A 23507-nucleotide genomic window follows, 5' to 3' on the forward strand; every position below is an offset into this window, starting at 1 on the left:
ATAGAACAGAAATATTCCCGGAGGATCAGGAATCCTTCGGGAATATTTGGTTTTTCACATCTTCAATATAGGCGGACACATCTTCCGCTTCAATCGTGTCGGAAAATGCGGCGACAATTTTCTGGCTGTCATAATTAAAAATGGTAGCCCCCGTCGTATATAGAAAAAGGAAGCCCATGAAAAGCACAACGGCGATGATGCAGCGGATTTTGAAAAAGCTGACCGTTCCTTCCGTCTCCTGCTGCTCCTGCGTTCTTCCGTATCTGGGATGAATCAGGCCGGGGTTATTAAACGCAGATTCTCCATGGCTGGACGACATGGTGGCTCTGGCTTCCGCCAGCAGCTGCTGCCGGTATTCCATCGGATTTTTCGGCATCTTTTTTCCTCCTTTATTCCTAGTCAGGACAGCGCATCCTGGTTCCTCAGAATAACTTATCCATCCTTTTTTACACTATATGTGGGATTTTTGGGGTTTATGCCGTCTGCTTTGTATCTTCTTCTCTTTTTCTTCTCTTTTTCCTTTTCTCCGTATCTGCCTTTTTTCTATCGTCTGGCCAGTTCTCTCATGATATCGTCCCAGGTTACGCCCCGCTCCGCCATCAAAACCATGACGTGATAGAGAAAATCTGAGATCTCATATTTAATCTCTTCCGGATCCGGATTCTTGGCGGCGATGATAATCTCCGTCGCTTCCTCTCCTACCTTTTTGAGAATCTTATCGATCCCCTTATCGAACAGGTAGTTCGTGTAGGAACCCTCTTTGGGATGCTCCTTGCGGTCCATGATTACGCCGTATACGTCTTCAAATACTTTGCGGGGATTGGTCTCGTCGTACTGTTTTTTTACAAGTTCATTGAAAAAACAGGAAATCTCTCCGGTATGGCACGCCGCTCCCACCTGGGAGACCCTTGCCAATATCGTGTCTTTGTCGCAGTCCGCGCTCAACGAACGGACATATTGGAAATGTCCCGATGTGAGGCCCTTTACCCACAGTTCTTTGCGGCTTCTGCTCCAATAGGTCATCTTTCCTGTCCGCAATGTCATCTGAAAGGCTTCTTCGTTCATATAGGCCAGCATCAGAACCTGATCCGTGCGATAATCCTGAACGACCACGGGAATCAAGCCGTCGCCGTTTAACCGGAATTCTTCCCAGGCGATGGCACTCTCCATGACATTCATGGAATACCCCCCGGCCCGAAACTCTTCCTTCAGCTGCATATAATCCACCGTATCCCGGCTCAATGACACGCTGGATACGCCGGTAAGGCCGGACTGTTTAAGATAAGCCGGGATCGCGCCCTCCACATCTATGGTCATAAAAATGATCCAGGGCGCGGCCATATTCCGTTCGACTGCGGCCGCATCCTCCGAGCCATAATACACCACTAGGGAGGCGTATTCCTGTATATCCGCCCGGTGTTTTTGCAGAGATTCCAAATCATCTGCGGACACAGCGATTTTTTCTTTTCCGAAGCGTTTGGAAGCTTCGGGCAGAAGCCCACGATGGGCTTCGTTGGAAAGCTCCAGCAGCGCTTTATCACATCCGGCGTAGAGCAGTTTTTTCACATCTTCCAGCCGTTTGATATTCCCGCCTGCGATGACGGGCAGATCCACCTTGCGGTAGATTTCTTTGATTTCCCCGATCACTTCGTCGTGACCGGTATCGTCCGCGGAACAGTCCAGGATCAGCAGCGCGTCCGCTCCCCGGTCCGCAAAGCTCTGAGCCTGCGAGAGCGCATGGTCCGAGCGGTCGTGGATTCGTATATAGGGTATCAGGTTCTTTTTATTCATAGGATTTTTCTTCCACTCCTTACCGTTATTCAGAGGCTTCCTTTTGTGGACAGTACGTTCTGTATCCTTCTGTCATACACGGTTGCCTCATCCAATGCCTTGGCGAAAGCCTTAAACATGGCCTCAATGATATGGTGATTATTGCTGCCGTACATCAGCTTCAGATGCAGGTTCATTCCGGCTGCGTAGCTGACTGCGTAGAAGAATTCCCGCACCATCTCCGTATCCAGATATCCGACCCTGTCCGATGTAAATTCTGCATCGTATACCAGATAGGGGCGGCCGGACAGATCTACCGCGCACAGGACTAACGTCTCGTCCATAGGAAGCATAAGGCTGCCATACCGTTTGATGCCCTGCTTATTCCCTACGGCCTTTCGGATCGCATTTCCTAGCACGATGCCCGTGTCCTCCACCGTGTGGTGACAGTCCACGATCAGATCACCCTCCGCCTTTACATCCAGGTCAAATAAACCATGCCGGGCAAACCCGTTTAACATATGGTCAAAAAAGCCGATCCCGGTGTCGATCTGGGCTTTGCCGCTTCCATCCAGATTCAGCTCCATTTTTATCTTTGTCTCATTGGTATTTCTCTCAACTCTTCCGATCCTTTGCTGCATGCTACCTCTCCTTATTCTTCAAAACGGACTTTGATGGAATTGGCGTGGGCTGTCAGCTGTTCCGCCGCAGCGAATTTGATGATATCCTCATGCACCGGCTCCAACGCTTCCCTGGAATAGTAGATAATGCTGGACTTCTTGATAAAGTCATCAACGCTTAAGGGAGAAAAGAACTTCGCCGTTCCATTGGTGGGAAGGACGTGGTTCGGCCCTGCAAAATAGTCGCCCAGCGGTTCGCTGCTGTATTCACCGATAAAGATCGCTCCCGCGTTGCGGATCTTTGTCATCACCTCAAAGGGATTGGCCGTGATGATCTCCAGATGCTCCGATGCGATCTCGTTGGCCGTCTCGACCGCTTCTTCCATATCCTTGGCCAGCAGAATATAACCGTATTGATCCAGGGATTTTTGCATGATTTCCGTCCGGGAAAGCTCCGCTACGAAACGATCCACTTCTTTGGATACCTGTTCCGCCAGTTCCCTGCTGGTAGTGACCAGGATGGCGGACGCCATCTCGTCATGCTCCGCCTGGGACAGAAGGTCTGCCGCCACAAAACGGGGATTGGCCGTCTCATCCGCCAGCACCAGGATTTCACTGGGGCCCGCGATGGAATCGATGCTCACATGACCGTACACGGCCTTCTTGGCTAAAGCCACGTAGATGTTGCCGGGCCCTACGATTTTATCCACCTTGGGCACACTTTCCGTTCCAAAAGCCAGGGCGGCTATGGCTTGCGCCCCGCCCACACGGTAGATCCGGTCGATGCCTGCCTCATTGGCCGCCACTAAGGTGACCGGATAGACTTTTCCGTCCCTCATCGGAGGCGTCGTCATAATAATCTCATCGACCCCGGCGACCTTGGCCGGAAGCACATTCATCAGTACGGACGATGGGTATACCGCTTTTCCTCCGGGCACATAGACGCCGACCCTTTTAAGGGGGGTCACTTTCTGGCCCAGCATGGAACCGTTGGGTTTACTGTCAAACCAGCTGTACTGGCGCTGCTTCTCATGGTATTCCACGATATTCGCCTTCGCCTTGCGGATGATCTCTACCAGCTCCGGATCAACCAGCGTATAGGCTTCCTCGATCTCCTCTTTTGTCACCAGAATGGTGTCGGCCGTAACCACAGCGTGATCAAACCTCTCGGTGAAGGAAAATAGCGCCTGATCCTTCTTCTTCTTTACCTCATCTATAATCTGCGCCACCTGCTCTTCAAACTCTCCATAGCTGGAAGGGTTCCTTTTGAGCAGCTGTTCCTGAAGATTTTTTCTGGATTCTTCCGTAATCTGTATCGTCTTCATGATAACCTTGCCTCCTGTATATGATAATATTATAGAATCTTCTTCAAATCCTGAATAATCCGGCTGATCCGCTCATTTTCCATCTTCATGCTGACCTGATTCACTACCATACGGGCGGACAATGGGCACACCTCTTCCAATACCTTCAGGCCGTTTTCTTTAAGGGTGGAGCCCGTCTCCACGATATCCACGATCACTTCCGACAGCCCCACGATAGGCGCCAGCTCGATGGAGCCATTTAATTTTATGATTTCCACCGTCTGGTGTTTCTTATTATAAAAATAGTCCTTCGCGATATTCGGATACTTCGTTGCCACCCGGATCAGCTCGTGGTGCTTTAATAATTCCCGGGCAGATTCCGGGCCGCACACGCACATCGTGCATTTTCCAAAGCCCAGATCCAAAACCTCGTACATTCTCCGGCCCTCTTCCAGTATGGTGTCCTTGCCGACGATCCCGATGTCGGCAGCGCCGTACTCTACATAGGTGGGAACATCCGGCCCCTTGGACAGGAAAAACTTAAGCTTCAGCTCCTCGTTCACAAAGATCAGCTTTCTGGACCCCTTGTCCTTCATCTCCTCGCAGGTTATTCCGATTTTTTCAAACATCTCCAGCGTCTTGCTGGCAAGCCGTCCTTTGCCCAATGCAAATGTCAAATATCTCATGTTTACACTCCTTCAATCAGATCATTCAGGTTCACGGTCCGCCTGCTTCCATCTGACATATGTATCATTTCAATCTGCCCGTCAGGCCGCAGGACCAGGATTCCCCCGATCCGATTCTGCCTTGCGTACTCCAGGTATTCGCTCAGCTCATGATCCGGGCTTTTCCGTATCATTTCCACCTGGGCCCCCGTCTTTCTAAGCCCCACGGCCAAAGGGATCGCCGCCTGGCGAAGCGCCTCTTCATAGAGCAAAAGAGTAGCGCCGTTTGAAAGAGGAATATCGATCTTCTGTCTGGACAAGGCCATCATCAGCTGGTCTATCACAATCGCGAAACCGATGGATGGCGCTTCCTTGCCAAAATGCCCCAGCAGATTATCATATCTGCCGCCTTTCACGATCGCGTCTCCGGTTCCGTAGGTATATGCCCGGAAAATCACGCCGGTATAATAGTGATATTTACTGATCATTCCCAGATCAAAAGAAATATACGGTTCATAGCCATAACAGCACATCACCTCATACAGTTCCCTGAGGCGTTCCAGCGCCTGCAAGGATCTGTCATTGCGGGTCAGTTCCTTCGCCTCATCCAACACGGCAACACCGCCGAACAGCTCCGGCATTTTCAGAAATACCTGTTTTAACTCCCCGCTGAGCCGCTGCTCCTCCACCAGCTCCTCGATTCCGAAATGATTTTTATTGGATATCAGTTCCCGCAGCATTTCCTCGGTGTCTTCCTCGATTCCGGCCTGCTCCAGCAGCCCTTTGAAGAAATCAATCTGTCCGATGCTCACCTGGAAATCCTTCAATCCCGCTTTCAACAGCGCTTCCACCACCAGAGCGATCACCTCGGCGTCGGCATCCACACTTCCGTCCCCGATCAGCTCCGCACCCATCTGGGTGGTCTCCTTTAACCGGCCCTGATAGCTGGAATGGTTGATGAAGGTATTTCCCATATAACACATGCGCAGCGGGAGCTTTTCCTCCATAAAATATTTGGCCGCAGAACGGGCGACGGACGGCGTGATGTCCGGCCGGAGCACCAAAGTATTCCCCTCCCGGTCAAAGAATTTGTACAGCTCTCTGGACGGCGTGGTCCCGATCTCCTTGCTGAACACATCAAAAAATTCGATGGTGGGCGTCTGAATATCCCGATATCCATATAGCTGCATAACCTGATGCAGATTTTCCTGCAACACATTTTTTCTGGCGCATTCTTCATTATAAATATCCCGGACGCCCTCCGGCGTATGTAATAATTGCTGTTTCATAACTGCCTCCGTTTCCTGACCTTTGCCGCCCGCTTTGATCCGTCATTCTTCGATCTGAATTACTTTATCGATTTAAAGTGATAATTCTCTAATTTGGTAGCAAAGTAAATCTCATATATTATAATAGTAAACCGAATACTTGTCAATCCCTTTGATCCAGATCTTCATCCCTTTGATCCAGATCTTTCTGCAGCGCATCCAGATACGGAACCATCACGCCTTTTCCCGGATGTATCTCGAATCCCTGCTCCAGTTCCTCCATGCGAAAGCTCTTGCGTCCGCCATTTTCAGCCCTGCTCCAGAATTTCTGCAGCTGCCGGAAGGTAAGATAGTAAAAAAAGTTCTCCGAAGTATAAAAAAGAAGGAGAAATGCGATTCCTCCCTGATGTTCAAACTCTTCCATAAATTGCATCTGATGTGCATGGACATTCTGAAGCGGAAATGTCTGTGTCGTACACTCTTTCGCGTCGAAGCAGACCGGTATTCCCTGAATAGCCCCTATGTAATCCACCGTACTTTTCTGTTCAAAGTACGCCAGGGTAATATGCCGGTTATCCTTATCAATCTTAATGGGGGTAATAGGGGTCGGGACCTTCTGAATCAAAGCCAGTCCCTTCTCCCGGTATATATCATTGGTCCGGTTAATCAGCTCCTCCAGGGTAGAACCCCTTAAGCCTCTTGAATTCCAGGTAGCCATCTCATCCCTCCGTCAATGCAGCATCTGAAAGCCCGGATAATATTTAAAATACGCTTTCCCGATCAGCTCATCCTCAGTCACATACGTGTGATCCCAGAATCTCGAGTCATGGGAATCATTCCGGTTATCCCCCATCATAAAATAGCAGCCCGCCGGTACGGTAAAGGTGCCAAATGATCCATAAGGGGTCTCTTTCAGATAAGGTTCATCCAGAGGGGTATCGCTGCCGTTGATATAGACCTTTCCGTCCACGATCTCAATGGAATCTCCCGGAAGCCCAATCACTCTTTTCACAAAATTCTGGGACTCGTCATCGGGGAACTTAAATACCACGATGTCTCCCCGCTCCGGGCCTTTAAACCAATAAGACACTCTCAGGCCCATAATATGGTCTCCCGCCTTGATCGTATTCTCCATCGACTTGGTGGGGACTTCCGCATTGACCAGAATAAACGCGTTCAAAAACAAGGCCAGCGCCACTGCGAACACGATAACTCCAACCCAGCTTAAGATCTCCCTCCCTATACTCACTTCTTTGTTTTCAGTTTCTCTATTGTCTTTTGCCATGAATAAAAAGCCTCCGTTACTTGATAAAGCGCAAGCGCACTTCTCAACTATTATAACACCACTTTCATAAAATTACCAATAAATTTGACAAAGGCTGCGGGCGGGCTTCATCCCGCCTTCCCATGTAAAAAAAAGCAAAACCGCCGTCAGCATCCGAAAAAGCTGAACCGGCGGTTCCGTCATCGATCTATTTAAAATTAATAAAAGCTTACAGTTTGGGTTCCGGAGTGGATTCCTTGATTTCTACGAAATCGAGGATCATTTTGACCGCTCCTTCAACTCCCAGGATTCCGCTGTCTACGCTTAAGTTGTATCCGGCGGCCTCGCCCCACTTCTTACTGGAATAGTAATTATAATAGCTGGCTCTTTTTTTATCGGTCTTGTGGATGATGTCTTTTGCCTTCGCATCCGTCAAGTCATAGATCCGGGCAATACGGCGGATCCGCGCCTGAATGTCCGCATGAACAAATACGCTTACCATATTCGGATAGTCCGCCAGCGCGTAATCCGCACAGCGTCCAACTAATATACAGGGGCCTTCGTCTGCGATTTTTTTAATGGCGTCGAATTGTGCCAGAAATACCTTATGGTTGATGGGCATATCTGAAAATGCCGCGGAAGAATATCCCAGGGAATATGTATCCATGACCAGGGAATATAAGAAACTGTTAGTGGGCTTTTCGTCATGATTTTCAAATAATTCCTCACAGATCCCGCTCTCTTTTGCTGCTACCGCCAGCAATTCTTTATCGTAACATTTGATTCCGAGCTTTTCCGCTACTTTTCTTCCAATCTCACGGCCACCGCTGCCGTACTGCCTTCCGATCGTAATAATAGTATTACCCATACGATTCACTCTCCTTTTGGGCTTCGGCATCTTCTTTCCCGAAGGATGTCTGATTACCAATATGAAAGCCGCTCCTTGTTGTATATTTATTATAACCCAATCGATCTGAAATGTAAAATATTTTTAAGGACCGGGAGAAACCGCACTTTCCTATGGAAAAAAAGCGGATCAGGAGATCCGCAGGGCATTTAACAAATCTGTGAAATAAGGAGGAAGAGGGGCGGTGTATTCTACATACTTCAACGTGGTGGGATGAATAAAGCCCAATACCATGGCGTGCAGGGTTTGGCCCTGCAGGCCTTTTACGGGACACTTAGCGGGGCCGTACACCTCGTCTCCCAATAGCGGGTGGCCGATACTGGCCATATGGACACGGATCTGATGGGTCCTGCCGGTCTCCAATTCACATTCAATGTAGGTGAAGTTGCGCAGAGGCTCCAGAATATGATAGTGGGTGACCGCTTCTTTACCGTTTTTTGGGTTGACGGCCATTTTTTTCCGGTCAATGGAATGCCGCCCGATCGGGGCGTTGATGATGCCATCTTCCTTCAGAACCCCATGCACAATGGCGCGGTAGCGCCGGGTGATGGAATGGACTTTGAGCTGGTCCGCCAGGCAGTTATGCGCCCGGTCGTTTTTACAGACCACCAGGACGCCGGTGGTGTCGCGATCAATCCGGTGGACGATACCGGGGCGGGTGATTCCGTTGATGCCGGACAGCTGGCCTTTACAGTGGAACATAAGGGCGTTGACCAGGGTCCCGCCGGAATGACCGGCCGCCGGATGGACCACCATGCCCTTGGGTTTATTGACCAGGATTAAGTCGTCGTCCTCATACAGGATGTCCAGCGGAATATTCTCCGGTTTGATATCCGGCTCCGCCAGATCCGGCACCAGCACTTCTATTTTATCTTCGGCGGCTGTCTTGCTGCTGGGGCGCGCCAGCCCACCGTTGATGGTGATCTGCCCGTCCTTTAACAGCTTTTGCAGATAAGAACGTGAGAAATCTCCCATCATAGATGAGAGATATTTATCGATTCGCTGGCCGGACTGTGTATCAGACACCTGGAATTCATATTTGGTCATTGTCTGTCTTGGACTCCTTTTGGGATCGGTATTTCTTGGGTATCAGGTTTTCAAAGTCTCCGTCTTTGTAGTAGAACAGGTAGAGGATGATCAGCATGACTGCGGACAGAGTTACATAGCAGTCGGCCACATTGAATATCGGGAAATTGATCAGTTCAAAATAGAAGAAATCAACTACAAAGTTTCTGGTCAGCCGGTCTATCAGGTTGCCCAGTGCTCCCGCCAACAAAAAGCACAGAACAATACGCAGAATCCGGAATTTCCGTTCATAGGGAAGGCGGTAGTAGGCATAGCCAAACACGGCCACGATGATCACCGCCATGATGGCGAACAGCCACTGGCGTCCCTGCATCATGCCGAATGCCGCGCCTCTGTTTTCCAGATATTGCAGGCTGAACACACCGTCGATGAGCGGGTGGGAGGCTTCTTTTAAATGGCGTACCGCCAGCAGTTTTGTCCACTGGTCCAAAAGGATCAGGGCAAGCATCCCGATTATACCACATATACAACTGTTACGTTTTCTCGTCTTTTCGCTAGTCATTTAGGTCCTCACTTTTTACGGATATATATTCTATGGCTTCTCTCATTTCCTGTTCTGTTACGGTTTTGTCGATAACCGCTTTACCAATGCCTTTCAGCAGAATATATTTCACCTGGCCGCCGGACATCTTCTTATCGGATCTGCTGGTTTCAATGATATCTTCCGTGCTAAGGCCCGTTAAGGAGATAGGAAGCCCGAATCCTACGAACATATCCCGGATCTCAAAGAACTCTTCCTCTGAAAGACTCCCCCTCTGCCAGGAGATATAGGCGGCTGCTACGCAGCCCAGTGCAACACACTCTCCGTGAAGCATCGTAAAGTCTTTTAATTTTTCTATGGCATGGCCAATGGTGTGGCCGAAATTTAAAAGGGCGCGTTCCCCTTGTTCCGTGGGATCTTTTTCCACTACCGCTCTTTTTATGATACAGCTTTCCGCGATCAGGCGCTGTAATACTTCCGGCTCCTTTTCCTCAATCTCGTAAAGGTTGCCCAGGATCCATTCATAATAGGAAGCGTTCCGAATCAGGCCATGTTTGAGCACCTCTCCCATTCCCGAGGCAAACTGTCTGTCATCTAAGGTATCCAGGGTGTGCAGGTTGATATAGACCAGTTTGGGCATATGAAAAGCGCCCACCATGTTCTTATAGCAGTCAAAGTCCACCCCTGTCTTTCCGCCGATGCTGGAATCCACCTGGGACAGTAATGTGGTCGGAATCTGAATAAAATCTATGCCCCGCAGATAAGTAGCCGCTGCGAACCCGGTCAAATCCCCCACCACGCCGCCTCCGAGAGCGATGAGAACGTCTTTTCTCTCAAAGTGATTTTGGATCAGATGTTCATAGAGTTTCTTAACGGTATCCAGCGTCTTGCTGGCTTCCCCCGCCTCAAATATGAACTCGGTTACGGACTCTTCCACCGGGATCAGAGACTCTTTTAACTGATCCGCATAGAGGGGGGCCACATGGCTGTCCGTGACAATACACACTTTTTTCCGGACCATGCCGGTCTCTTCAAGCGCAGCCGGCAGAGCCTGAAAATCCGGCTCCAGCAGTATATCATAACATTTGATTCCATCCTTTTTTACTTGTAGTCTCTCAGCCATTTTATCCTCCAGTACGCATTTGCCGCGCCAAACATATTTGCGAAAGCAGGTTCAAAAGAACTTATCTTTCGTATCCATCCAACCATTCCATTCCAAAAGAAAGAGCATCAGGAGTAAAAGCTTCTTACTGACGCTCTGCACAGACATAGCCGCCGAACCGTACCATCATTACGGATATAATCTCCCGTCCCGGCTATGTAACATATGTAATTGGTGTCTCTATTCCCGCCTATCCTGTGCCGGATGCTTTAGAAATCCGTCTGGATAGCCGGCACATCGAACGCGCCGTTTAAGATATCCTGAAGATCTCCGGAAATATCCACACTGGAAGGCGTCACTATGAAAATGAAACTGGAAATCTTTTGCAGGTTTCCGTTGATGGCAAAGCAGGACCCGGAGGTGAAATCAATGATCCGCTGCGCCAGCTCCATATCCAACCCTTCCATATTCAAGACTACGGTCCTGTCCGACAACAGGGTCTCGGTGATCTCCCTGGTATCCTCAAAAGAAGTGGGTTTAATCACACAGACTTCCATTCCACTGCCGGTCCTTCTGGGCTGGCGCATCGGGGTTACCTTATTACTTGCCTGCTTCATAGGTTTTACCTTGGCCGGCTTCTCATCCATGAAATCGTCATCATCGTCTATATCGGTTTTCTTAAATTTTCTTTTCTTTGGTGTATCGTCAAATTCTTCATCATCGAAGAAATCGTCATCAAAATCGTCATCATCATTCAGTTTCATCGCATCCAAAAACTTGTCCAAAACGCCCATGACTAACTCTCCTATCTATATCCTATTCGTTCCCGCGCGGCCATAAACCGCACGCTTATCCTAATGGCATCGGATTACAGGCTGTCAGGGACGGCGTAATTTCTGGCTCCAAAAATACCTGTGCCAACCCGTACCATCGTAGCCCCCTCTTCGATTGCTACCTCATAGTCACCTGTCATTCCCATCGACAAGGCGCTCATAGATACATTATCAATGTTTTTCCCTGTTATGTCAACAGATAATTTCCTTAAATTACGGAAATGAATCCGGTTATCTTCGGGGTTTTCCACAAACGGGGCGATGGTCATCAGCCCGTTTACCCGGATACCCGGAAGCTTAGCGGCGGCTTCCACAAGCCCGGGGGCAGCCTCCGGCGCGACGCCGAACTTGGTGTCTTCCCCGGCCATATTCACTTCGATCAATATCGGAACTACCACATTTTTCTTTACCGCCAGCTCGCTGATGGTCTCGGCCAGCTTAAGTGAATCCACCGAATGGATCATGCATACTTTATCTACAATGTACTTTACTTTATTTCTCTGCAGGTGTCCGATCATATGCCAATTCAGTTTTTGCGGGATTGCTTCATACTTATCCACGATTTCCTGCACTTTATTCTCTCCGAAATCCACGATTCCGGCCCCGATAGCCTCTTCCATCATGGATACCGGTTTTGTCTTACTGACGGCGATCAGCGTAACTTCTTCCCGGTTCCGTCCCGCCCTTTCACAGGCTTTACTTATACGTGCCTCTACTTCTGCCAGATTCTCTTTTACCATGGAATCCATCTCCTTTTTTCTAAAAACTATTGGTAAATAATATCGTCTTCCTTCACCGCGGAACCGTCCAAAGCGATATGGTCATAGATCGACAGGCCATATTTGGTCCCCTCTTCCACGATACAATATTCCTCATTCTGATACAGGATATTGACCTGACGGAATATGGCATATCCTTTGTTAATATTATAGACGCCTTTTAAGGTGGCCTTTTTCCCGATCTGATAGCGCTCCTGGGATTCCGGCTTGATCACGTAATCCCCCAGATGGAATTCCACCGTATCCACATATGCCTCCGTCTCAGAGACCGAATAAACCGTTGGATAAATCATTTCCATAGACGCCTGCCCGTTCTCATCATAGGTCTCCAGCATAAATCCTTCCTGGCTGCTGGTGCCGCCGACGGTCAGATAATCAAGCGGTATCAGATAAAAGTCCTTATCCACCAGGGAACTGGCCGGTATTTTTAAGCCCTTTGTCTGATCCAGCATCAGCTCTATATGCAAATACCGTTTATCGGCATAGCGGATCATGGAATTCCTGAAATCCAGTTTTCCATAGGTATTTCCATCCCTGCTGGACATACTGAAGGAAGCCCAGGCCTTCGTATTATCATCCAGGAACCGGACCTGCACATACTGCATGTCCTGCATTCTGCGCACCTGGTCCTCGTCCATCTGGATCACCACGGACCAGTCCTCACCGGTTATCAATTTGTAAGCGGGGTCACCCGGATTCACGATCTCATTGGTCCTCAGGTTCGTCTTTTTATAAGCGGTCTCGTCAAACATATCCGGAGTCACCACATCCGCCGTAACCCCTTCCAGCTGATCCACATTATAGACGATGACTCCCGGCTCAGCCGCGGAATACGTATTGAACATCCCTCCCGCCTGCGAAGCGATCTCGCCCAGATCCGTCAGCATAGCGGTGTTCATCAATTCTATGATGTCCCCCTCCAGGCTGTATTTGAAATCATAAACGCTGGTAAAATCCGAATTATCGAAGCTGCTGCTGAAATTCTGGATTTCCGACTTAATCGTTTTCAGGTTGTCTCCTGACAGGATATTTTCTTCCTTTGCGGATTCCGCCAGGGCTTCCATGGCCTTTCCGCTTTCATCTATGGAATAGACAACGGTTCCGTTGGCTACTTTTTCCTTTTCTCTTGCGTAATAGTTGACATACCCGGACTGCTCCGCATTGACCACGGTTTCCTGGCGCAGAATGAGGCCTGTATAGGTGTTATCTTCAGCCAGACTTCCGGCTTTTACCTCATATGGTGAGATACGTACACGCGTGGCATACATATAGACACAAATCACTAAATAAATAAAAATTGCCGCAAATATAATGACTCCGATATTTATGTGAAAAGGTTTCCGGTACTTCGTAACCTTTTTATTCTTGCTGCCTGACAACTTATAACCTCCGATCCTTTCGTCGCTTTTTCGATTATACCACTTTTTCCCTCTTTTGTGTATAACTTCTTATAATTCAGCCAATAATACAATCAGACTGAAAAGGAGGTATGATATTATGGGTTCTAAAGGTATTGACTATACGGTTCTCACTATCGTTATCATCGGAGCAATCAACTGGGGATTAATCGGCTTCTTTGGTTTTGACCTTGTGGCTTTTCTCTTCGGAAATATGACCTGGCTATCCAGAATCGTATATGGACTCGTAGGTATCTGCGGTTTATATATGATCAGCATCTATGGTCGTGTTACTGATCTGGGCCATGCTCACAGCAACTAATGTTTGCAGCCATTTTGTTTCCTGTTCGTGAACGATAGGGAACAAAACACCAAGTTAACCGGAATAGAAAAAAAGAACCTTTTCCAAGTCCGTCTCATTTCCGCCCAAAACGGCTGAGACAGATAGACGGCCTGGAAGGGTTCTTTTTTCTTATGCTAGGGTTCTTTTTTCTTATGCCCCATTGTCAGAACCCCGCAGGAATGCTAAATTAATAGTAGATTCAACCAAAAGCCAAACCAGGAGGTCCCCTATGAAATTTGATACCAAAGATATGAAATGGATTCACGAACCAAAAGCCTATGAAATCACAAAAGACCGGATCGTGATCCAAACAGATCCTTTCACCGATTTCTGGCAGAGAACATATTACGGATTCCAAAACGACAATGCCCCGGCCCTTTTGTATGAGACCGGCGAGCCATATTTTTCCTTTACGGTCCGAACCGATTTTGAAAGCCGGTGCCGGTTTGATCAGTGCGGCATCGCCGTCTATGAAGACAGTGATAACTGGTGCAAAGCATCCGTAGAATATGAAAATGAACACTTCCAAAGACTTGGGAGTGTAGTAACGAATCTGGGCTATTCCGACTGGGCGACCACCGACATATCCGCAGAAATAAAAACCGTCTGCTACCGCCTCAGCCGCCGGGAAAGTGATTTCTGCATCGAGTACTCCATGGACGGCCAAACCTATCACCAGATGCGGATCTTCCATCTGTTCCGTGGAACCGAAAAAATACATTTCGGAATATACGCCTGCAGTCCTGAGGATTCCTCCTTCCAAGCAACCTTTACCAAGATGGAATTAACAGACTGCAAATGGCCTGCGCATAAGTAGTGTTCTTGGGCGGGTTTGGACTGTCCCTCCCTTCCCTCTGTTTCCTTTATGCCGCTTCGGGGGGATGCCTGGCGCCGGAGGCCTTTTGTGTCTCCCCGGACGGGCATAGGGCGGCTGTGAAGCAGCTTAGTGAAATCCAAAGGCCGGATTCAGGAACCGGGCCAATTTCACCAGGGGCTGTCACACTCTTAGTGTTCTTCCTGGAGGCTTCGTATGTTCGCTGCTTACGGCTTGGAAACGCGGGCTGTATACGGGGACGCTCCGGGCGGCCGGGTTCTTTTGTATCTCCCTGGGGGCGCATAGGGCGGCTGAGAATACGCTTAGTGAAATTGGAAAGCCGGATTCAGAATGCACGGCGGACTTCACGTCCGACGGGCAAGAGCCTCTGAACCGGGAACACATCACGTGTTCCTGGTGAATTGGCCCGGTTCCTGAATTCGGCTTTTGGATTTCACTTAGCTGCTTCCAGCGCAAGCCCTCCGCCCTGGGAGACACAAAAGGCCTCCGGCGCCAGACAGCCCCCCGAAGCGGTACAAAGGAAACAGAGGGAAGGGAGGGGCAGTCCAAACCCGCCCAAGAACATCCACAATGTTCCTAACAATAAAAAAAGCATTCCGCAGAATGCCTTTTTTATTCTATTTTTTTCTTACTTTAAATTCAATTGTTATTTTATGAAACGAAAAGTGATTCCCTATGTATGATTACAGGGAAACCAGGATGTTCTGTTTTACTGACTCAGGGAGTTGGTCCTCATCCATAGAGATACTTAATACAAATTTAATACCGAAGGTTTCTCCGATCTTTTCTATTTTTGAAATTACAGAAGTGATATCCTGTCCTTCCAAACAGGCGATTTTTAAGAAGCTGTCTAAATACATCTGCTCAAGATCATGATCCTGGGAAATAATCCCGCTTATAAATCCAACAAATTCATCACTGTTTTCAATCAGATATTCTGAAACATCGATCAAACGAATCTTATTATTTAACTCATACATGTGCTTCGCACTTTTATCCAGATATACAATGTTTCCGGAAGCGGCTTTGATCTCCTGATTTACTTTATCCAAGAGATGTTTTGTCTTTCCTTTCCCTTTGTTGCCTACGATTAACTGTACCATTGCAATCTCCTCCTTGTTTCCGGGATGTTCTTGTTCGTTAAATTTACCAAAAACATCTGTTATTTATACTTAATTATAGTCTGAATGATAAAAAAATACAACCTTAATTATTAATTATACTCAACAAATTATTCATCTGTGCGTATAACGCGTCTCTGTCCTTCGCTTTTAGAATTGTGGAAATATATGGATTGCCGGAAGCATCCTGCGCTAACAGGGTCAGACAGGACTGGGCCTTCTCCGTGGTCCCCGTTTTCCCGCCGATTACGACTACGTTTTCCGGGGCAGTGGTGTCGCCGGTAAGGTAATGATTCGTGTTCTTCCAGTTGATCTCTCTGGTTGAGCCGTCGGCGGATGTGACCGTCGCCGTATATTCCTTGGTCTGCATCATATCCTGGAAGGTTTCATTTTGAATCACCTTCTGGAAGATAAGGTAGAGGTCATAGACGGTAGAATAATGGTTATCGTCGTGAAGACCGCTGGCGTTTACAAAGTGGGTGTCCACAGCCCCCAATTCCCGGGCCCGCTGGTTCATCCGGTTGGCAAATTCTTCCTCGCTGCCGGCGATATGCTCCGCCACCGCTTTAGCCGCGTCGTTGCCTGACCACATGATCATTCCGTACAGCAGATCCCGGAGTACGATCTGATCTCCCGCCTTGATTCCGCTTTTCTGCGCTCCGGCTTCCAGAGTCACCGCGTTCTCACTTACGGTTACCACATCGTCCAGGTTCCCCTGCTCCAGCGCGATCAGCGCGGTCATGATTTTTGTGATGCTGGCCGGATATAAAACCTCGTGCACATTTTTCGCATACCGCACGTCCTGTCCATTGATGTTGAACAGACCCGCGCTCTCTGCCTGCGACATATCGATATCCGCGTCCACGTCCCCCGCTGTAACGCACAAATTCGCAGCAAAGGGTTGGAGCTCCTCTCCTGCGTCACTGGTTGCACTGGGGCCATAGGCCGGATTGTCAAAATCATAAGCATCTGTAAGCACTGCACTTTGTCCGCAGCCTGCTAACAGGACTGTCATGAAAAGTGCGGCACTTACCCCTCTGATCTTTTTATTTATACATCTCACGCCACTCTAAGTCTCCTCTGTCCAGAGATTTAATCAGTAACTCCGCGCTGGCCAGATTGGTCGCCAGCGGAATATTGTGCATATCGCACAACCGCACTACATTGTTGACATCCGGTTCGTGAGCTTTCGGCGCCAGAGGATCCCGAAGGAAGATCACCAGATCAATCTGATTATGTTCGATCTGTGCTCCCAACTGCTGCTCTCCGCCCAAATGGCCCGCCAGATATTTGTGTACGTTCAGATTCGTCACTTCTTCGATCAGGCGCCCGGTTGTCCCTGTGGCATATAATTCATGTTTGCTTAAAATCCCCCGATAAGCAATGCAAAAGTTCTGCATTAGTTTCTTCTTCGAGTCATGCGCGATTAATCCGATATTCATTTACGATTCCTCCTAATGCTAATATTTCTTGGGCTGCATCCCCACGTTCAGCACGATCCCCATACCAATGAATAAAGTTACCAGCGAAGTCAGCCCATAACTGACAAACGGCAACGGTATTCCCGTGTTGGGGAGCAGTCCTGTTGCTACACCGATGTTGATAAAACTCTGGAACCCGATAAATGCCCCCATACCACAGCATATCAGGGTTCCCTCCAGATCCCTGGCTTTCCTTCCCATCCAAATACATTCTAACACAATTAAAAACAATAAGATAATGATGGCACAGCAGCCGATAAATCCCAATTCCTCTCCTGCAACCGCAAAGATAAAGTCTGTCTGAGGTTCCGCGATAAAATTCCCGTTTTTGACGGATGAGATCTCATTGGTATCCAGTCCCTTTCCGTACAGCTGGCCGGAACCTATGGCCATCTTGGAATTCAACTGCTGATATGCAATATCCGGATATTTCTCCGGCTCCAGCCAGGCCAGCACCCGATCCTGTTGATAGTCATGGAAAAACGGCTGATCCGGCTGAACAATCAGACTGAAAAAAATGATAACAAGAGGAAGCACTACCGCCAGTACCCCACCTATTATTTTATAACTTAATCCGGCAACATACAAGAGGCTGCAGAAAATTAATGTAATCGCAATCGTGGTCGACAGGTTCGGCTCTTTATAAACCAGAAACAGCGGAATTCCGATCAGGATCAGGGATGCGCCGATTAAGCGCACCGTATTGATGTATTCCCGATAATCGGATAACAGCTTTGAAAAGAACAAAATCAACAAAACCTTCGCCAGCTCCGAGGGCTGAAACTGAATTCCAAAAATCAGAATCCATCTGGTAGCCCCGTTCACCTCTTTACCGAATATAAGCACCGCCACCAGCAGCGCCACACACAGCAGATACATCAGCCACTGAAACTTCAGAAGGAAATGGTAATCGATCAGAGAACATACAATCAGCGCGACCATACCGATGGCCATACCGAAGATCTGCTTGTCCTGTGACGATTCCTGGGCGCTGCCCACGATCAGGATTCCCATAATGGTAACCAGAATTATATAAAACAACAATCTGAAGTTATAGTTTCTAAGCTGATATTGTTTGAACATAAACACTCCTGCTATTTATTCATTTTCTTCATGTCTTTAATCGGAATGTTCGCGTACAGCGCCGGAACGCTGCCATTGCTTCCTTCCGATTCCGTCTGGGTAATCTGAATATCCAGGCCATCCGGGTCTATTTCCATATATTTCGTGATAACCTGAATAATATCATTTTTTATCATTTCCATTACTTCCGGTGAACAATTCGCCCGGTCGGAGATTAACAACAGTTTTAAGCGATCTTTTGCAACGTCTCCTGAATTTTTCTTTTTAAATAAATCTAATAATCCCATTGTTGTATCCTCCCCCTGATCACTTTTTAAATAAACCGGCCAGTTTTGCAAAAAATCCACTGCTGACTGCCAAATCCATCAGCGGGACCTCTTCACCTATAACCCTCCTGCAGATATTCATAAATGCCTGTCCTGCCATGGAGTCGCTTCCTACCAGCGGCTCGCCCTGGTTCGTGGCGACGACGATATTCTCGTCATCCGGAACCGCGCCGATCAGGTTAATAGCCAGGATATCCACCACATCATCAATGGACATCATATCTCCCCGCTTCACCATATCCATGCGGATTCTGTTAACGATCAGCTCGATCTTTTTTAAACCATTGGCTTCCAGCAGACCGATGATACGGTCCGCATCCCGGATCGCAGATACTTCCGGAGTCGTCACTATGAGCGCCCGGTCCGCTCCTGCGATGGCGTTTTTGAATCCCTGCTCGATTCCGGCGGGGCAGTCCAGAAGTATGTAGTCGAATTCTTCTCTCAATTCATCGGTCAGTTTTTTCATCTGCTCAGGGGTGACCGCCGTCTTGTCTCTGGTCTGGGCGGACGGCAGCAGATGAAGGTTCGGATATCTTTTATCCTTGATTAACGCCTGTTTGATCCGGCAGTTTCCTTCTATTACATCAACCAGGTTATAGACGATTCTGTTCTCCAGTCCCATGACCACGTCCAGGTTCCGAAGCCCTATATCCGTATCGATCAAAACCACCTTTTTATCCAATTTGGCAAGGCCTGTTCCGACGTTGGCCGTAGTTGTTGTTTTCCCGACGCCGCCTTTGCCTGATGTTACTACGATTACTTCACTCATGCTGATTCCCTCCAAATGTTTTTATAAATTTAGTTCTCCGATGGATTCTTTGGTAATTGGCTCGATATAGATATTGCCGTCCTCCACATAGGAGATTTTCGGCTCATTATCGCTCTTCTTATGTGATTCATCCGGGCAGCGCGCAATCACGTCGCCGATCCTGATCTGCATGGGATGCATGGAAAGGGCCGCCACAAAGGCGTTTTGATTTCCATTGGCTCCCGCATAGGCATTCCCCTTAAATGCCCCCAGAATTACAATATTGCCTTTGGCAATCACCTTCGCCCCGGGGTTTACATCACCCAGGATTATAATGCTTGTCTCAGACTCCAGTACCTGTCCGGATCTTAAAGTGCCTTTATAAAATTGTCCGTCATGGGCGGAAATTTCATTCAGTTTCTCATCCAGTGATTTTTTGAATTCCTGTTCTTTCTGAAGATCCGTGTCTACCACACAAAGAATCTTGATATCGGAATTCTCACTGATCGCTTCCAATGCCTGCCCTATCTCTTCTTCCGATAATTTTCTTCCCTCAAAACTGACAGCCATCTGTGCATCTTTGAAAAACTTGGCTGAGTCACGGAACTTTTCAGCAATCTTTTCCAGCAATTCCGGGAAAGGCATGTCCCGGTCCAGAATCACGATAATACCGTACCGATTGCTTTTGATGATTACAGGCTGATTCATTGCTAATCCCCCTAGTCTCCTGTTACTGTTTGTGTCTCTGTGGCTGTGCCGCTTATGATCTCCTCCGCACTTGCCAGATTAAAATAGTATTTTACAATGTCTCTTGTGATCTCCGCGGTGTTCGCGGATGTATAACCGTTGGCGATCCGCGTCGCGATGGCGATCTCGGGCTGCTCATAGGGCGCATACCCCACAAACAGCGCGTGGTCCGGCCTGCTGGTGGTCTGCTGTGCCGTACCGGTCTTACCCGCGGCCTGCACGCCCAGCCCATCGAATGCCGAGGTCTTCTCCACCACCATACGCATTCCTTCGTGAACTGCATTCCAGATCGTATCCGGAAGATCCACTTTAGTACCTTCTTTGGTTCCAAAGGATTTTATGGTTTCTCCCGACGGGCTTGTCACTTTATCCAAAAGAGTCAGCTCATAACAATTGCCGGAGTTGGCAACGGTCATCACATAGCGGTTCAGCTCGGAGGTCGTATAGGCGTGGGAACCCTGTCCGATTGCGGAACGCACCGCGTCCTCCTCGGAAAACTGCGGCTCCGATTCGGGAATCTCGATTCCGGACTTGGAAGTCAGACCGAACATCTCCGCATATTTTTTCAAACGTTCCAGGCCGTATTCACTCTTATAATTCCCATTGGCCGTTCCCAGCCGGTATCCCACCTCGTAGAAAAAGTAGTTACAGGAATCCCGAAGCGCCGTTGAAACCGTCTCCGCCCCATGAGTCCCGTGTGAACGGACATAGAGCCAGCATTTTGGTGATGGTGTTATTTTATCATAAACACCCAAATCTTGTATAGTGGCAGTTGTGGAAATCACCTGTTCCGACAATCCCGCAACTGCGGATAACATCTTAAAGGTGGAACCCGGAGCCGTCCGCTCCTGCGTGGCCCTGTTATACATGGGGGCCGCCTCTTTATCCGACTGCAGTTTCTGGAAATACGCCGAATCCATGGAATTGGCCAGCCGGTTATTATCATACCCCGGATAGGAGACGCTGGCCAGGACCTGTCCGGTGTTCACATCGGTAATCACCGCGGAACCGGAGCAAGGGTCAAGCCCCAGCTGGCCCGGTGTAATCTGAAGATTCGTGATCTTTTTCATCATAAACTGGTAAGCCGACATCTGGCCGCTCTCGACCGCCGCTTTGTCTTCGTCGTCGGCCGGAAGAATTCCCTGCTCATATAATAACATACAAACTTCTTTCCCGCTAAGGGAATTATCGCGAATCATATATTTATAAATAAGGGAACTGAATCCTTCCTCGCTCTCTAAGGAGGTGACGATATAATCCACCAGGGCGTCATAGATCTGGGAGGAATCCAGATATTTATCTTCCACGGATATATTGGAAATATCAATCCACTCTTTGGAAATCGCGTACTCCAGATATTCCTTAAGCCCGATTGTCTCGTCACTTTTCCAGGCGATATAGGTGGGATCTTTTGTATCCACCGCCTTGGAGATCAAGATCTGATTATCCGTCAGGAATGTGTTGACGATATAGCTCATATAGGACTGCATATCCTTGGGAAGCGCCCGGTAAGCGGTCGGCGCGTCGGTGGTAAGTTCGGAGCGGATCCGGCTCAGCACGCTTTGCTGGCTGCCGACGAATTTATCATATACCGCCCTCTCCGTCTCCTGCGCCTCGGGCTTGGAAAAGCGTCCCGTATCCAGAACCTTGTGCTTGAAAAATGCGTAGTAGACATCGTCGATGGGAATCACGATATCACCCGCGCCGCTGTTGGCAGACGGGTTATACTCTTTGATATTCCGGATCTTGGACACCAGAATTCCAGCCAGCTTCTGCTCGATTATATCGTAGACAGCTATCTGCAGATCCCGGTCGATGGTCAGGTACAGGTCGTTGCCCGCCTCGGGCTCAGTCCGCTCGGATACCTCGAGAACCTTTCCCAGGTTGTCCACATAGAACTTTTCCATTCCCTTTTTCCCCTGCAGATCGGTCTCCATATATTGTTCAATCCCGGATTTTCCGATGATATCGTTCAGGGCATAGCTGTCATCCTGTTTCTTCAGCTCATCCAGCTCCTCCTGGGAGGCTTTTCCGGTATAGCCGATAATATGGGAAAAATACAGGCTGTCGTTATATCTGCGGAGGAATCCTTTCTCGATCTGTACCCCCTGAAGCTTATCGCTGTTTTCCATGATAACCGCCACCGTTTCGTCGCTGACATCCGTGGCGATGGTGGTGGCCATATACTTCTGATAGTTGTTTCCGGCCATGGCAAACCGCACGCTGGCTATTTTCAATATTTCTTCTTTTGAAAAATCCGGTGAAATCCCATATCCCGTCTTATTATCCGCGCACAGACGCGCCATGATCGTATCGGCAGACGCGTTTTTCTGCGCCGGTTCCAGTTCATCTATGGTCTTCTTCCCGTAAACGTCGGCGCGGAAGCGCATCAGCGAAGTGCCTTCCACAGAAAAAATATAGTTATCGTTACTGTCCAGCACGATCTGGAAATCGCTGATCATGGTATCGCCGTTGCCTTCCACGATCTGAATTACCTGATCGATAATAGAGTTGAGCTCTTTATTTTTTTTCGAAATGCTGTCGTATTCCCCGTTGTCCTCTATCGTAACGGAATAGGCCAGCTCGTTATAAGCCAACAGATTCCCCTTACTGTCGTAAATATTACCCCTGGTGCCGTTTAAAACCCGCTCTTTTTTTATTTTCAGCGTAAATGTATTTAAGTAATCCTCTCCATTTACGATCTGCAGGACAAACAGCCTCTGAATCAGTAAGGCCGCCAGCGCGAGAAAGACGATTACCATAACAAACTCTCTGGATTTTACAACGCCCAGGATATATTCTTTGATATCCCTTAGTATCTCTCTAAACAAATTTGTTTGCACTCCTTTTCTCGGCCGCCTCTAATTTCCGGTTGATCCACAGGATAATCCGGTAAAGGATCACGGTGACCACCACGGTGTACACCACCTCCGGTATGATCACATGGACCAGGTAATACGGAAATTCCAGCCTGTTGCGCAGTAAAAATAAAAAGAAATAGATCACAAAGCTGAATATGATCTCGCTTAAAGTGATCAGGATCATGGGCAGCTTCACATCCTCGTCGAAAAAGATCTTGTGGAAGAATCCGTTCCCATACCCGATCAGCATGTACATCAGAGCGTAAAAGCCCAAAATGTCTCCATAAAAAATATCGATTAAAAAGCCGCAGAAAAAGCCGATAATCAGCCCTTCCTTCTTGCCTCTCATGAAACCAAATGAGGAAGTTACGACAATCAGCAGGTTCGGAGAAATACTTGCCAGAGCCAGACTCTGGAACAGCGTACACTGCAGCACATAACATATAATAATCAACACGGTGACAACCAGCGTTCTCTTCACTTGCC

The 23507-nt window shown here is 48.4% G+C and carries 26 protein-coding genes; 2 read left to right on the forward strand and 24 right to left on the reverse strand.

Annotated features, from left to right (window positions below):
* Positions 1-25 precede the first annotated feature (25 nt).
* From KTH89_RS02115 to KTH89_RS02185, 15 genes are all read right to left on the reverse strand, one after another.
* Positions 26-376 carry a hypothetical protein gene (locus tag KTH89_RS02115; protein WP_158344375.1) on the reverse strand — a complete coding sequence of 117 codons (351 nt, stop codon included), beginning with the start codon at positions 374-376 and terminating at the stop codon, positions 26-28.
* 167 nt (positions 377-543) lie between these two features.
* Positions 544-1791 (reverse strand): bifunctional phosphoribosyl-AMP cyclohydrolase/phosphoribosyl-ATP diphosphatase HisIE, encoded by a 1248-nt coding sequence (gene hisIE, locus KTH89_RS02120; RefSeq protein WP_238720453.1) that lies wholly within the window; start codon positions 1789-1791, stop codon positions 544-546.
* 29 nt (positions 1792-1820) lie between these two features.
* Entirely contained in the window at positions 1821-2411 is a 591-nt protein-coding gene (gene hisB, locus KTH89_RS02125; RefSeq protein ID WP_158344373.1) for an imidazoleglycerol-phosphate dehydratase HisB, read from the reverse strand.
* Positions 2412-2422: 11 nt separating this feature from the next.
* The gene (gene hisD, locus KTH89_RS02130; protein WP_238720454.1) at positions 2423-3715 is read right to left on the reverse strand and encodes a histidinol dehydrogenase; all 1293 of its coding nucleotides are present in this window, start codon (positions 3713-3715) and stop codon (positions 2423-2425) included.
* Positions 3716-3744: 29 nt separating this feature from the next.
* Entirely contained in the window at positions 3745-4380 is a 636-nt protein-coding gene (gene hisG, locus KTH89_RS02135; protein WP_158344371.1) for an ATP phosphoribosyltransferase, read from the reverse strand.
* Positions 4381-4382: 2 nt separating this feature from the next.
* Positions 4383-5648 (reverse strand): ATP phosphoribosyltransferase regulatory subunit, encoded by a 1266-nt coding sequence (gene hisZ, locus KTH89_RS02140; protein ID WP_238720455.1) that lies wholly within the window; start codon positions 5646-5648, stop codon positions 4383-4385.
* Between the two features lie 142 nt (positions 5649-5790).
* Positions 5791-6345 carry a Holliday junction resolvase RecU gene (locus KTH89_RS02145; protein ID WP_238720456.1) on the reverse strand — a complete coding sequence of 185 codons (555 nt, stop codon included), beginning with the start codon at positions 6343-6345 and terminating at the stop codon, positions 5791-5793.
* Between the two features lie 12 nt (positions 6346-6357).
* Positions 6358-6912, reverse strand: a complete 555-nt coding sequence (gene lepB / locus KTH89_RS02150; protein ID WP_158344368.1) for a signal peptidase I — start codon at positions 6910-6912, stop codon at positions 6358-6360.
* A gap of 208 nt (positions 6913-7120) precedes the next feature.
* Positions 7121-7759: a cytidylate kinase-like family protein gene (locus KTH89_RS02155; protein ID WP_158344367.1), complete on the reverse strand. Its 639-nt coding sequence runs from the start codon at positions 7757-7759 to the stop codon at positions 7121-7123.
* A 168-nt stretch (positions 7760-7927) separates the two neighbouring features.
* Positions 7928-8845, reverse strand: coding sequence for an RluA family pseudouridine synthase (locus tag KTH89_RS02160; protein WP_238720457.1), 918 nt, complete (start codon positions 8843-8845; stop codon positions 7928-7930).
* A complete protein-coding gene (gene lspA, locus KTH89_RS02165) occupies positions 8832-9386 on the reverse strand; it encodes a signal peptidase II (RefSeq protein WP_158344365.1) in 555 nt (184 codons plus the stop codon). Before lspA ends, KTH89_RS02160 begins: the two co-directional genes overlap by 14 nt.
* Complete coding sequence (gene aroB, locus KTH89_RS02170; protein WP_238720458.1) at positions 9379-10488, reverse strand: 3-dehydroquinate synthase; 1110 nt, start codon at positions 10486-10488, stop codon at positions 9379-9381. Before aroB ends, lspA begins: the two co-directional genes overlap by 8 nt.
* Positions 10489-10736: 248 nt before the next feature.
* Positions 10737-11261, reverse strand: a complete 525-nt coding sequence (locus KTH89_RS02175; protein ID WP_158344363.1) for a cell division protein SepF — start codon at positions 11259-11261, stop codon at positions 10737-10739.
* Positions 11262-11335: 74 nt separating this feature from the next.
* Positions 11336-12040, reverse strand: coding sequence for a YggS family pyridoxal phosphate-dependent enzyme (locus tag KTH89_RS02180; RefSeq protein ID WP_158344362.1), 705 nt, complete (start codon positions 12038-12040; stop codon positions 11336-11338).
* Between the two features lie 26 nt (positions 12041-12066).
* Positions 12067-13458, reverse strand: a complete 1392-nt coding sequence (locus tag KTH89_RS02185) for an HlyD family efflux transporter periplasmic adaptor subunit (protein ID WP_238720459.1) — start codon at positions 13456-13458, stop codon at positions 12067-12069.
* 118 nt (positions 13459-13576) lie between these two features.
* Here KTH89_RS02185 and KTH89_RS02190 point away from each other — a divergent pair, with 118 nt between their 5' ends.
* Positions 13577-13798, forward strand: coding sequence for a DUF378 domain-containing protein (locus KTH89_RS02190; protein ID WP_158344360.1), 222 nt, complete (start codon positions 13577-13579; stop codon positions 13796-13798).
* A 250-nt stretch (positions 13799-14048) separates the two neighbouring features.
* Entirely contained in the window at positions 14049-14636 is a 588-nt protein-coding gene (locus tag KTH89_RS02195; protein WP_238720460.1) for a DUF1349 domain-containing protein, read from the forward strand.
* A 701-nt stretch (positions 14637-15337) separates the two neighbouring features.
* Here KTH89_RS02195 and KTH89_RS02200 read toward each other — a convergent pair.
* From KTH89_RS02200 to mreD, 9 genes are all read right to left on the reverse strand, one after another.
* On the reverse strand, positions 15338-15757 hold the full coding sequence (locus KTH89_RS02200; RefSeq protein WP_158344358.1) for a twitching motility protein PilT: 420 nt from the start codon (positions 15755-15757) through the stop codon (positions 15338-15340).
* Positions 15758-15860: 103 nt separating this feature from the next.
* Positions 15861-16838: a D-alanyl-D-alanine carboxypeptidase family protein gene (locus KTH89_RS02205; RefSeq protein WP_158344357.1), complete on the reverse strand. Its 978-nt coding sequence runs from the start codon at positions 16836-16838 to the stop codon at positions 15861-15863.
* Positions 16822-17217, reverse strand: coding sequence for a methylglyoxal synthase (locus tag KTH89_RS02210; RefSeq protein ID WP_158344356.1), 396 nt, complete (start codon positions 17215-17217; stop codon positions 16822-16824). Before KTH89_RS02210 ends, KTH89_RS02205 begins: the two co-directional genes overlap by 17 nt.
* Before the next feature lie 18 nt (positions 17218-17235).
* Entirely contained in the window at positions 17236-18339 is a 1104-nt protein-coding gene (locus tag KTH89_RS02215) for an FtsW/RodA/SpoVE family cell cycle protein (RefSeq protein WP_158344355.1), read from the reverse strand.
* Between the two features lie 11 nt (positions 18340-18350).
* Complete coding sequence (gene minE / locus KTH89_RS02220) at positions 18351-18626, reverse strand: cell division topological specificity factor MinE (RefSeq protein ID WP_158344354.1); 276 nt, start codon at positions 18624-18626, stop codon at positions 18351-18353.
* A gap of 19 nt (positions 18627-18645) precedes the next feature.
* On the reverse strand, positions 18646-19434 hold the full coding sequence (minD, locus tag KTH89_RS02225) for a septum site-determining protein MinD (RefSeq protein ID WP_158344353.1): 789 nt from the start codon (positions 19432-19434) through the stop codon (positions 18646-18648).
* Between the two features lie 21 nt (positions 19435-19455).
* A complete protein-coding gene (gene minC, locus KTH89_RS02230) occupies positions 19456-20121 on the reverse strand; it encodes a septum site-determining protein MinC (protein WP_158344352.1) in 666 nt (221 codons plus the stop codon).
* A gap of 11 nt (positions 20122-20132) precedes the next feature.
* Positions 20133-22991 (reverse strand): penicillin-binding transpeptidase domain-containing protein, encoded by a 2859-nt coding sequence (locus tag KTH89_RS02235; RefSeq protein ID WP_317251194.1) that lies wholly within the window; start codon positions 22989-22991, stop codon positions 20133-20135.
* The gene (mreD, locus tag KTH89_RS02240; protein ID WP_158344351.1) at positions 22984-23502 is read right to left on the reverse strand and encodes a rod shape-determining protein MreD; all 519 of its coding nucleotides are present in this window, start codon (positions 23500-23502) and stop codon (positions 22984-22986) included. The genes KTH89_RS02235 and mreD overlap by 8 nt, the downstream gene beginning before the upstream one ends.
* Between the last annotated feature and the right edge of the window lie 5 nt (positions 23503-23507).

It is taken from the genome of Diplocloster agilis, assembly GCF_019042275.1.
GTDB classification, from domain to species: Bacteria; Bacillota; Clostridia; order Lachnospirales; family Lachnospiraceae; genus Diplocloster; species Diplocloster agilis.

What these genes read in the sequence shown, in the direction of transcription:
- KTH89_RS02115 (WP_158344375.1), bottom strand. Translation starts at nt 376, where the DNA reads ATGCCGAAAAATCCGATGGAATACCGGCAGCAGCTGCTGGCGGAAGCC.
- hisIE (WP_238720453.1), bottom strand. Translation starts at nt 1,791, where the DNA reads ATGAATAAAAAGAACCTGATACCCTATATACGAATCCACGACCGCTCG.
- hisB (WP_158344373.1), bottom strand. Translation starts at nt 2,411, where the DNA reads ATGCAGCAAAGGATCGGAAGAGTTGAGAGAAATACCAATGAGACAAAG.
- hisD (WP_238720454.1), bottom strand. Translation starts at nt 3,715, where the DNA reads ATGAAGACGATACAGATTACGGAAGAATCCAGAAAAAATCTTCAGGAA.
- hisG (WP_158344371.1), bottom strand. Translation starts at nt 4,380, where the DNA reads ATGAGATATTTGACATTTGCATTGGGCAAAGGACGGCTTGCCAGCAAG.
- hisZ (WP_238720455.1), bottom strand. Translation starts at nt 5,648, where the DNA reads ATGAAACAGCAATTATTACATACGCCGGAGGGCGTCCGGGATATTTAT.
- KTH89_RS02145 (WP_238720456.1), bottom strand. Translation starts at nt 6,345, where the DNA reads ATGGCTACCTGGAATTCAAGAGGCTTAAGGGGTTCTACCCTGGAGGAG.
- lepB (WP_158344368.1), bottom strand. Translation starts at nt 6,912, where the DNA reads ATGGCAAAAGACAATAGAGAAACTGAAAACAAAGAAGTGAGTATAGGG.
- KTH89_RS02155 (WP_158344367.1), bottom strand. Translation starts at nt 7,759, where the DNA reads ATGGGTAATACTATTATTACGATCGGAAGGCAGTACGGCAGCGGTGGC.
- KTH89_RS02160 (WP_238720457.1), bottom strand. Translation starts at nt 8,845, where the DNA reads ATGACCAAATATGAATTCCAGGTGTCTGATACACAGTCCGGCCAGCGA.
- lspA (WP_158344365.1), bottom strand. Translation starts at nt 9,386, where the DNA reads ATGACTAGCGAAAAGACGAGAAAACGTAACAGTTGTATATGTGGTATA.
- aroB (WP_238720458.1), bottom strand. Translation starts at nt 10,488, where the DNA reads ATGGCTGAGAGACTACAAGTAAAAAAGGATGGAATCAAATGTTATGAT.
- KTH89_RS02175 (WP_158344363.1), bottom strand. Translation starts at nt 11,261, where the DNA reads ATGGGCGTTTTGGACAAGTTTTTGGATGCGATGAAACTGAATGATGAT.
- KTH89_RS02180 (WP_158344362.1), bottom strand. Translation starts at nt 12,040, where the DNA reads ATGGTAAAAGAGAATCTGGCAGAAGTAGAGGCACGTATAAGTAAAGCC.
- KTH89_RS02190 (WP_158344360.1), top strand. Translation starts at nt 13,577, where the DNA reads ATGGGTTCTAAAGGTATTGACTATACGGTTCTCACTATCGTTATCATC.
- KTH89_RS02195 (WP_238720460.1), top strand. Translation starts at nt 14,049, where the DNA reads ATGAAATTTGATACCAAAGATATGAAATGGATTCACGAACCAAAAGCC.
- KTH89_RS02200 (WP_158344358.1), bottom strand. Translation starts at nt 15,757, where the DNA reads ATGGTACAGTTAATCGTAGGCAACAAAGGGAAAGGAAAGACAAAACAT.
- KTH89_RS02210 (WP_158344356.1), bottom strand. Translation starts at nt 17,217, where the DNA reads ATGAATATCGGATTAATCGCGCATGACTCGAAGAAGAAACTAATGCAG.
- KTH89_RS02215 (WP_158344355.1), bottom strand. Translation starts at nt 18,339, where the DNA reads ATGTTCAAACAATATCAGCTTAGAAACTATAACTTCAGATTGTTGTTT.
- minE (WP_158344354.1), bottom strand. Translation starts at nt 18,626, where the DNA reads ATGGGATTATTAGATTTATTTAAAAAGAAAAATTCAGGAGACGTTGCA.
- minD (WP_158344353.1), bottom strand. Translation starts at nt 19,434, where the DNA reads ATGAGTGAAGTAATCGTAGTAACATCAGGCAAAGGCGGCGTCGGGAAA.
- minC (WP_158344352.1), bottom strand. Translation starts at nt 20,121, where the DNA reads ATGAATCAGCCTGTAATCATCAAAAGCAATCGGTACGGTATTATCGTG.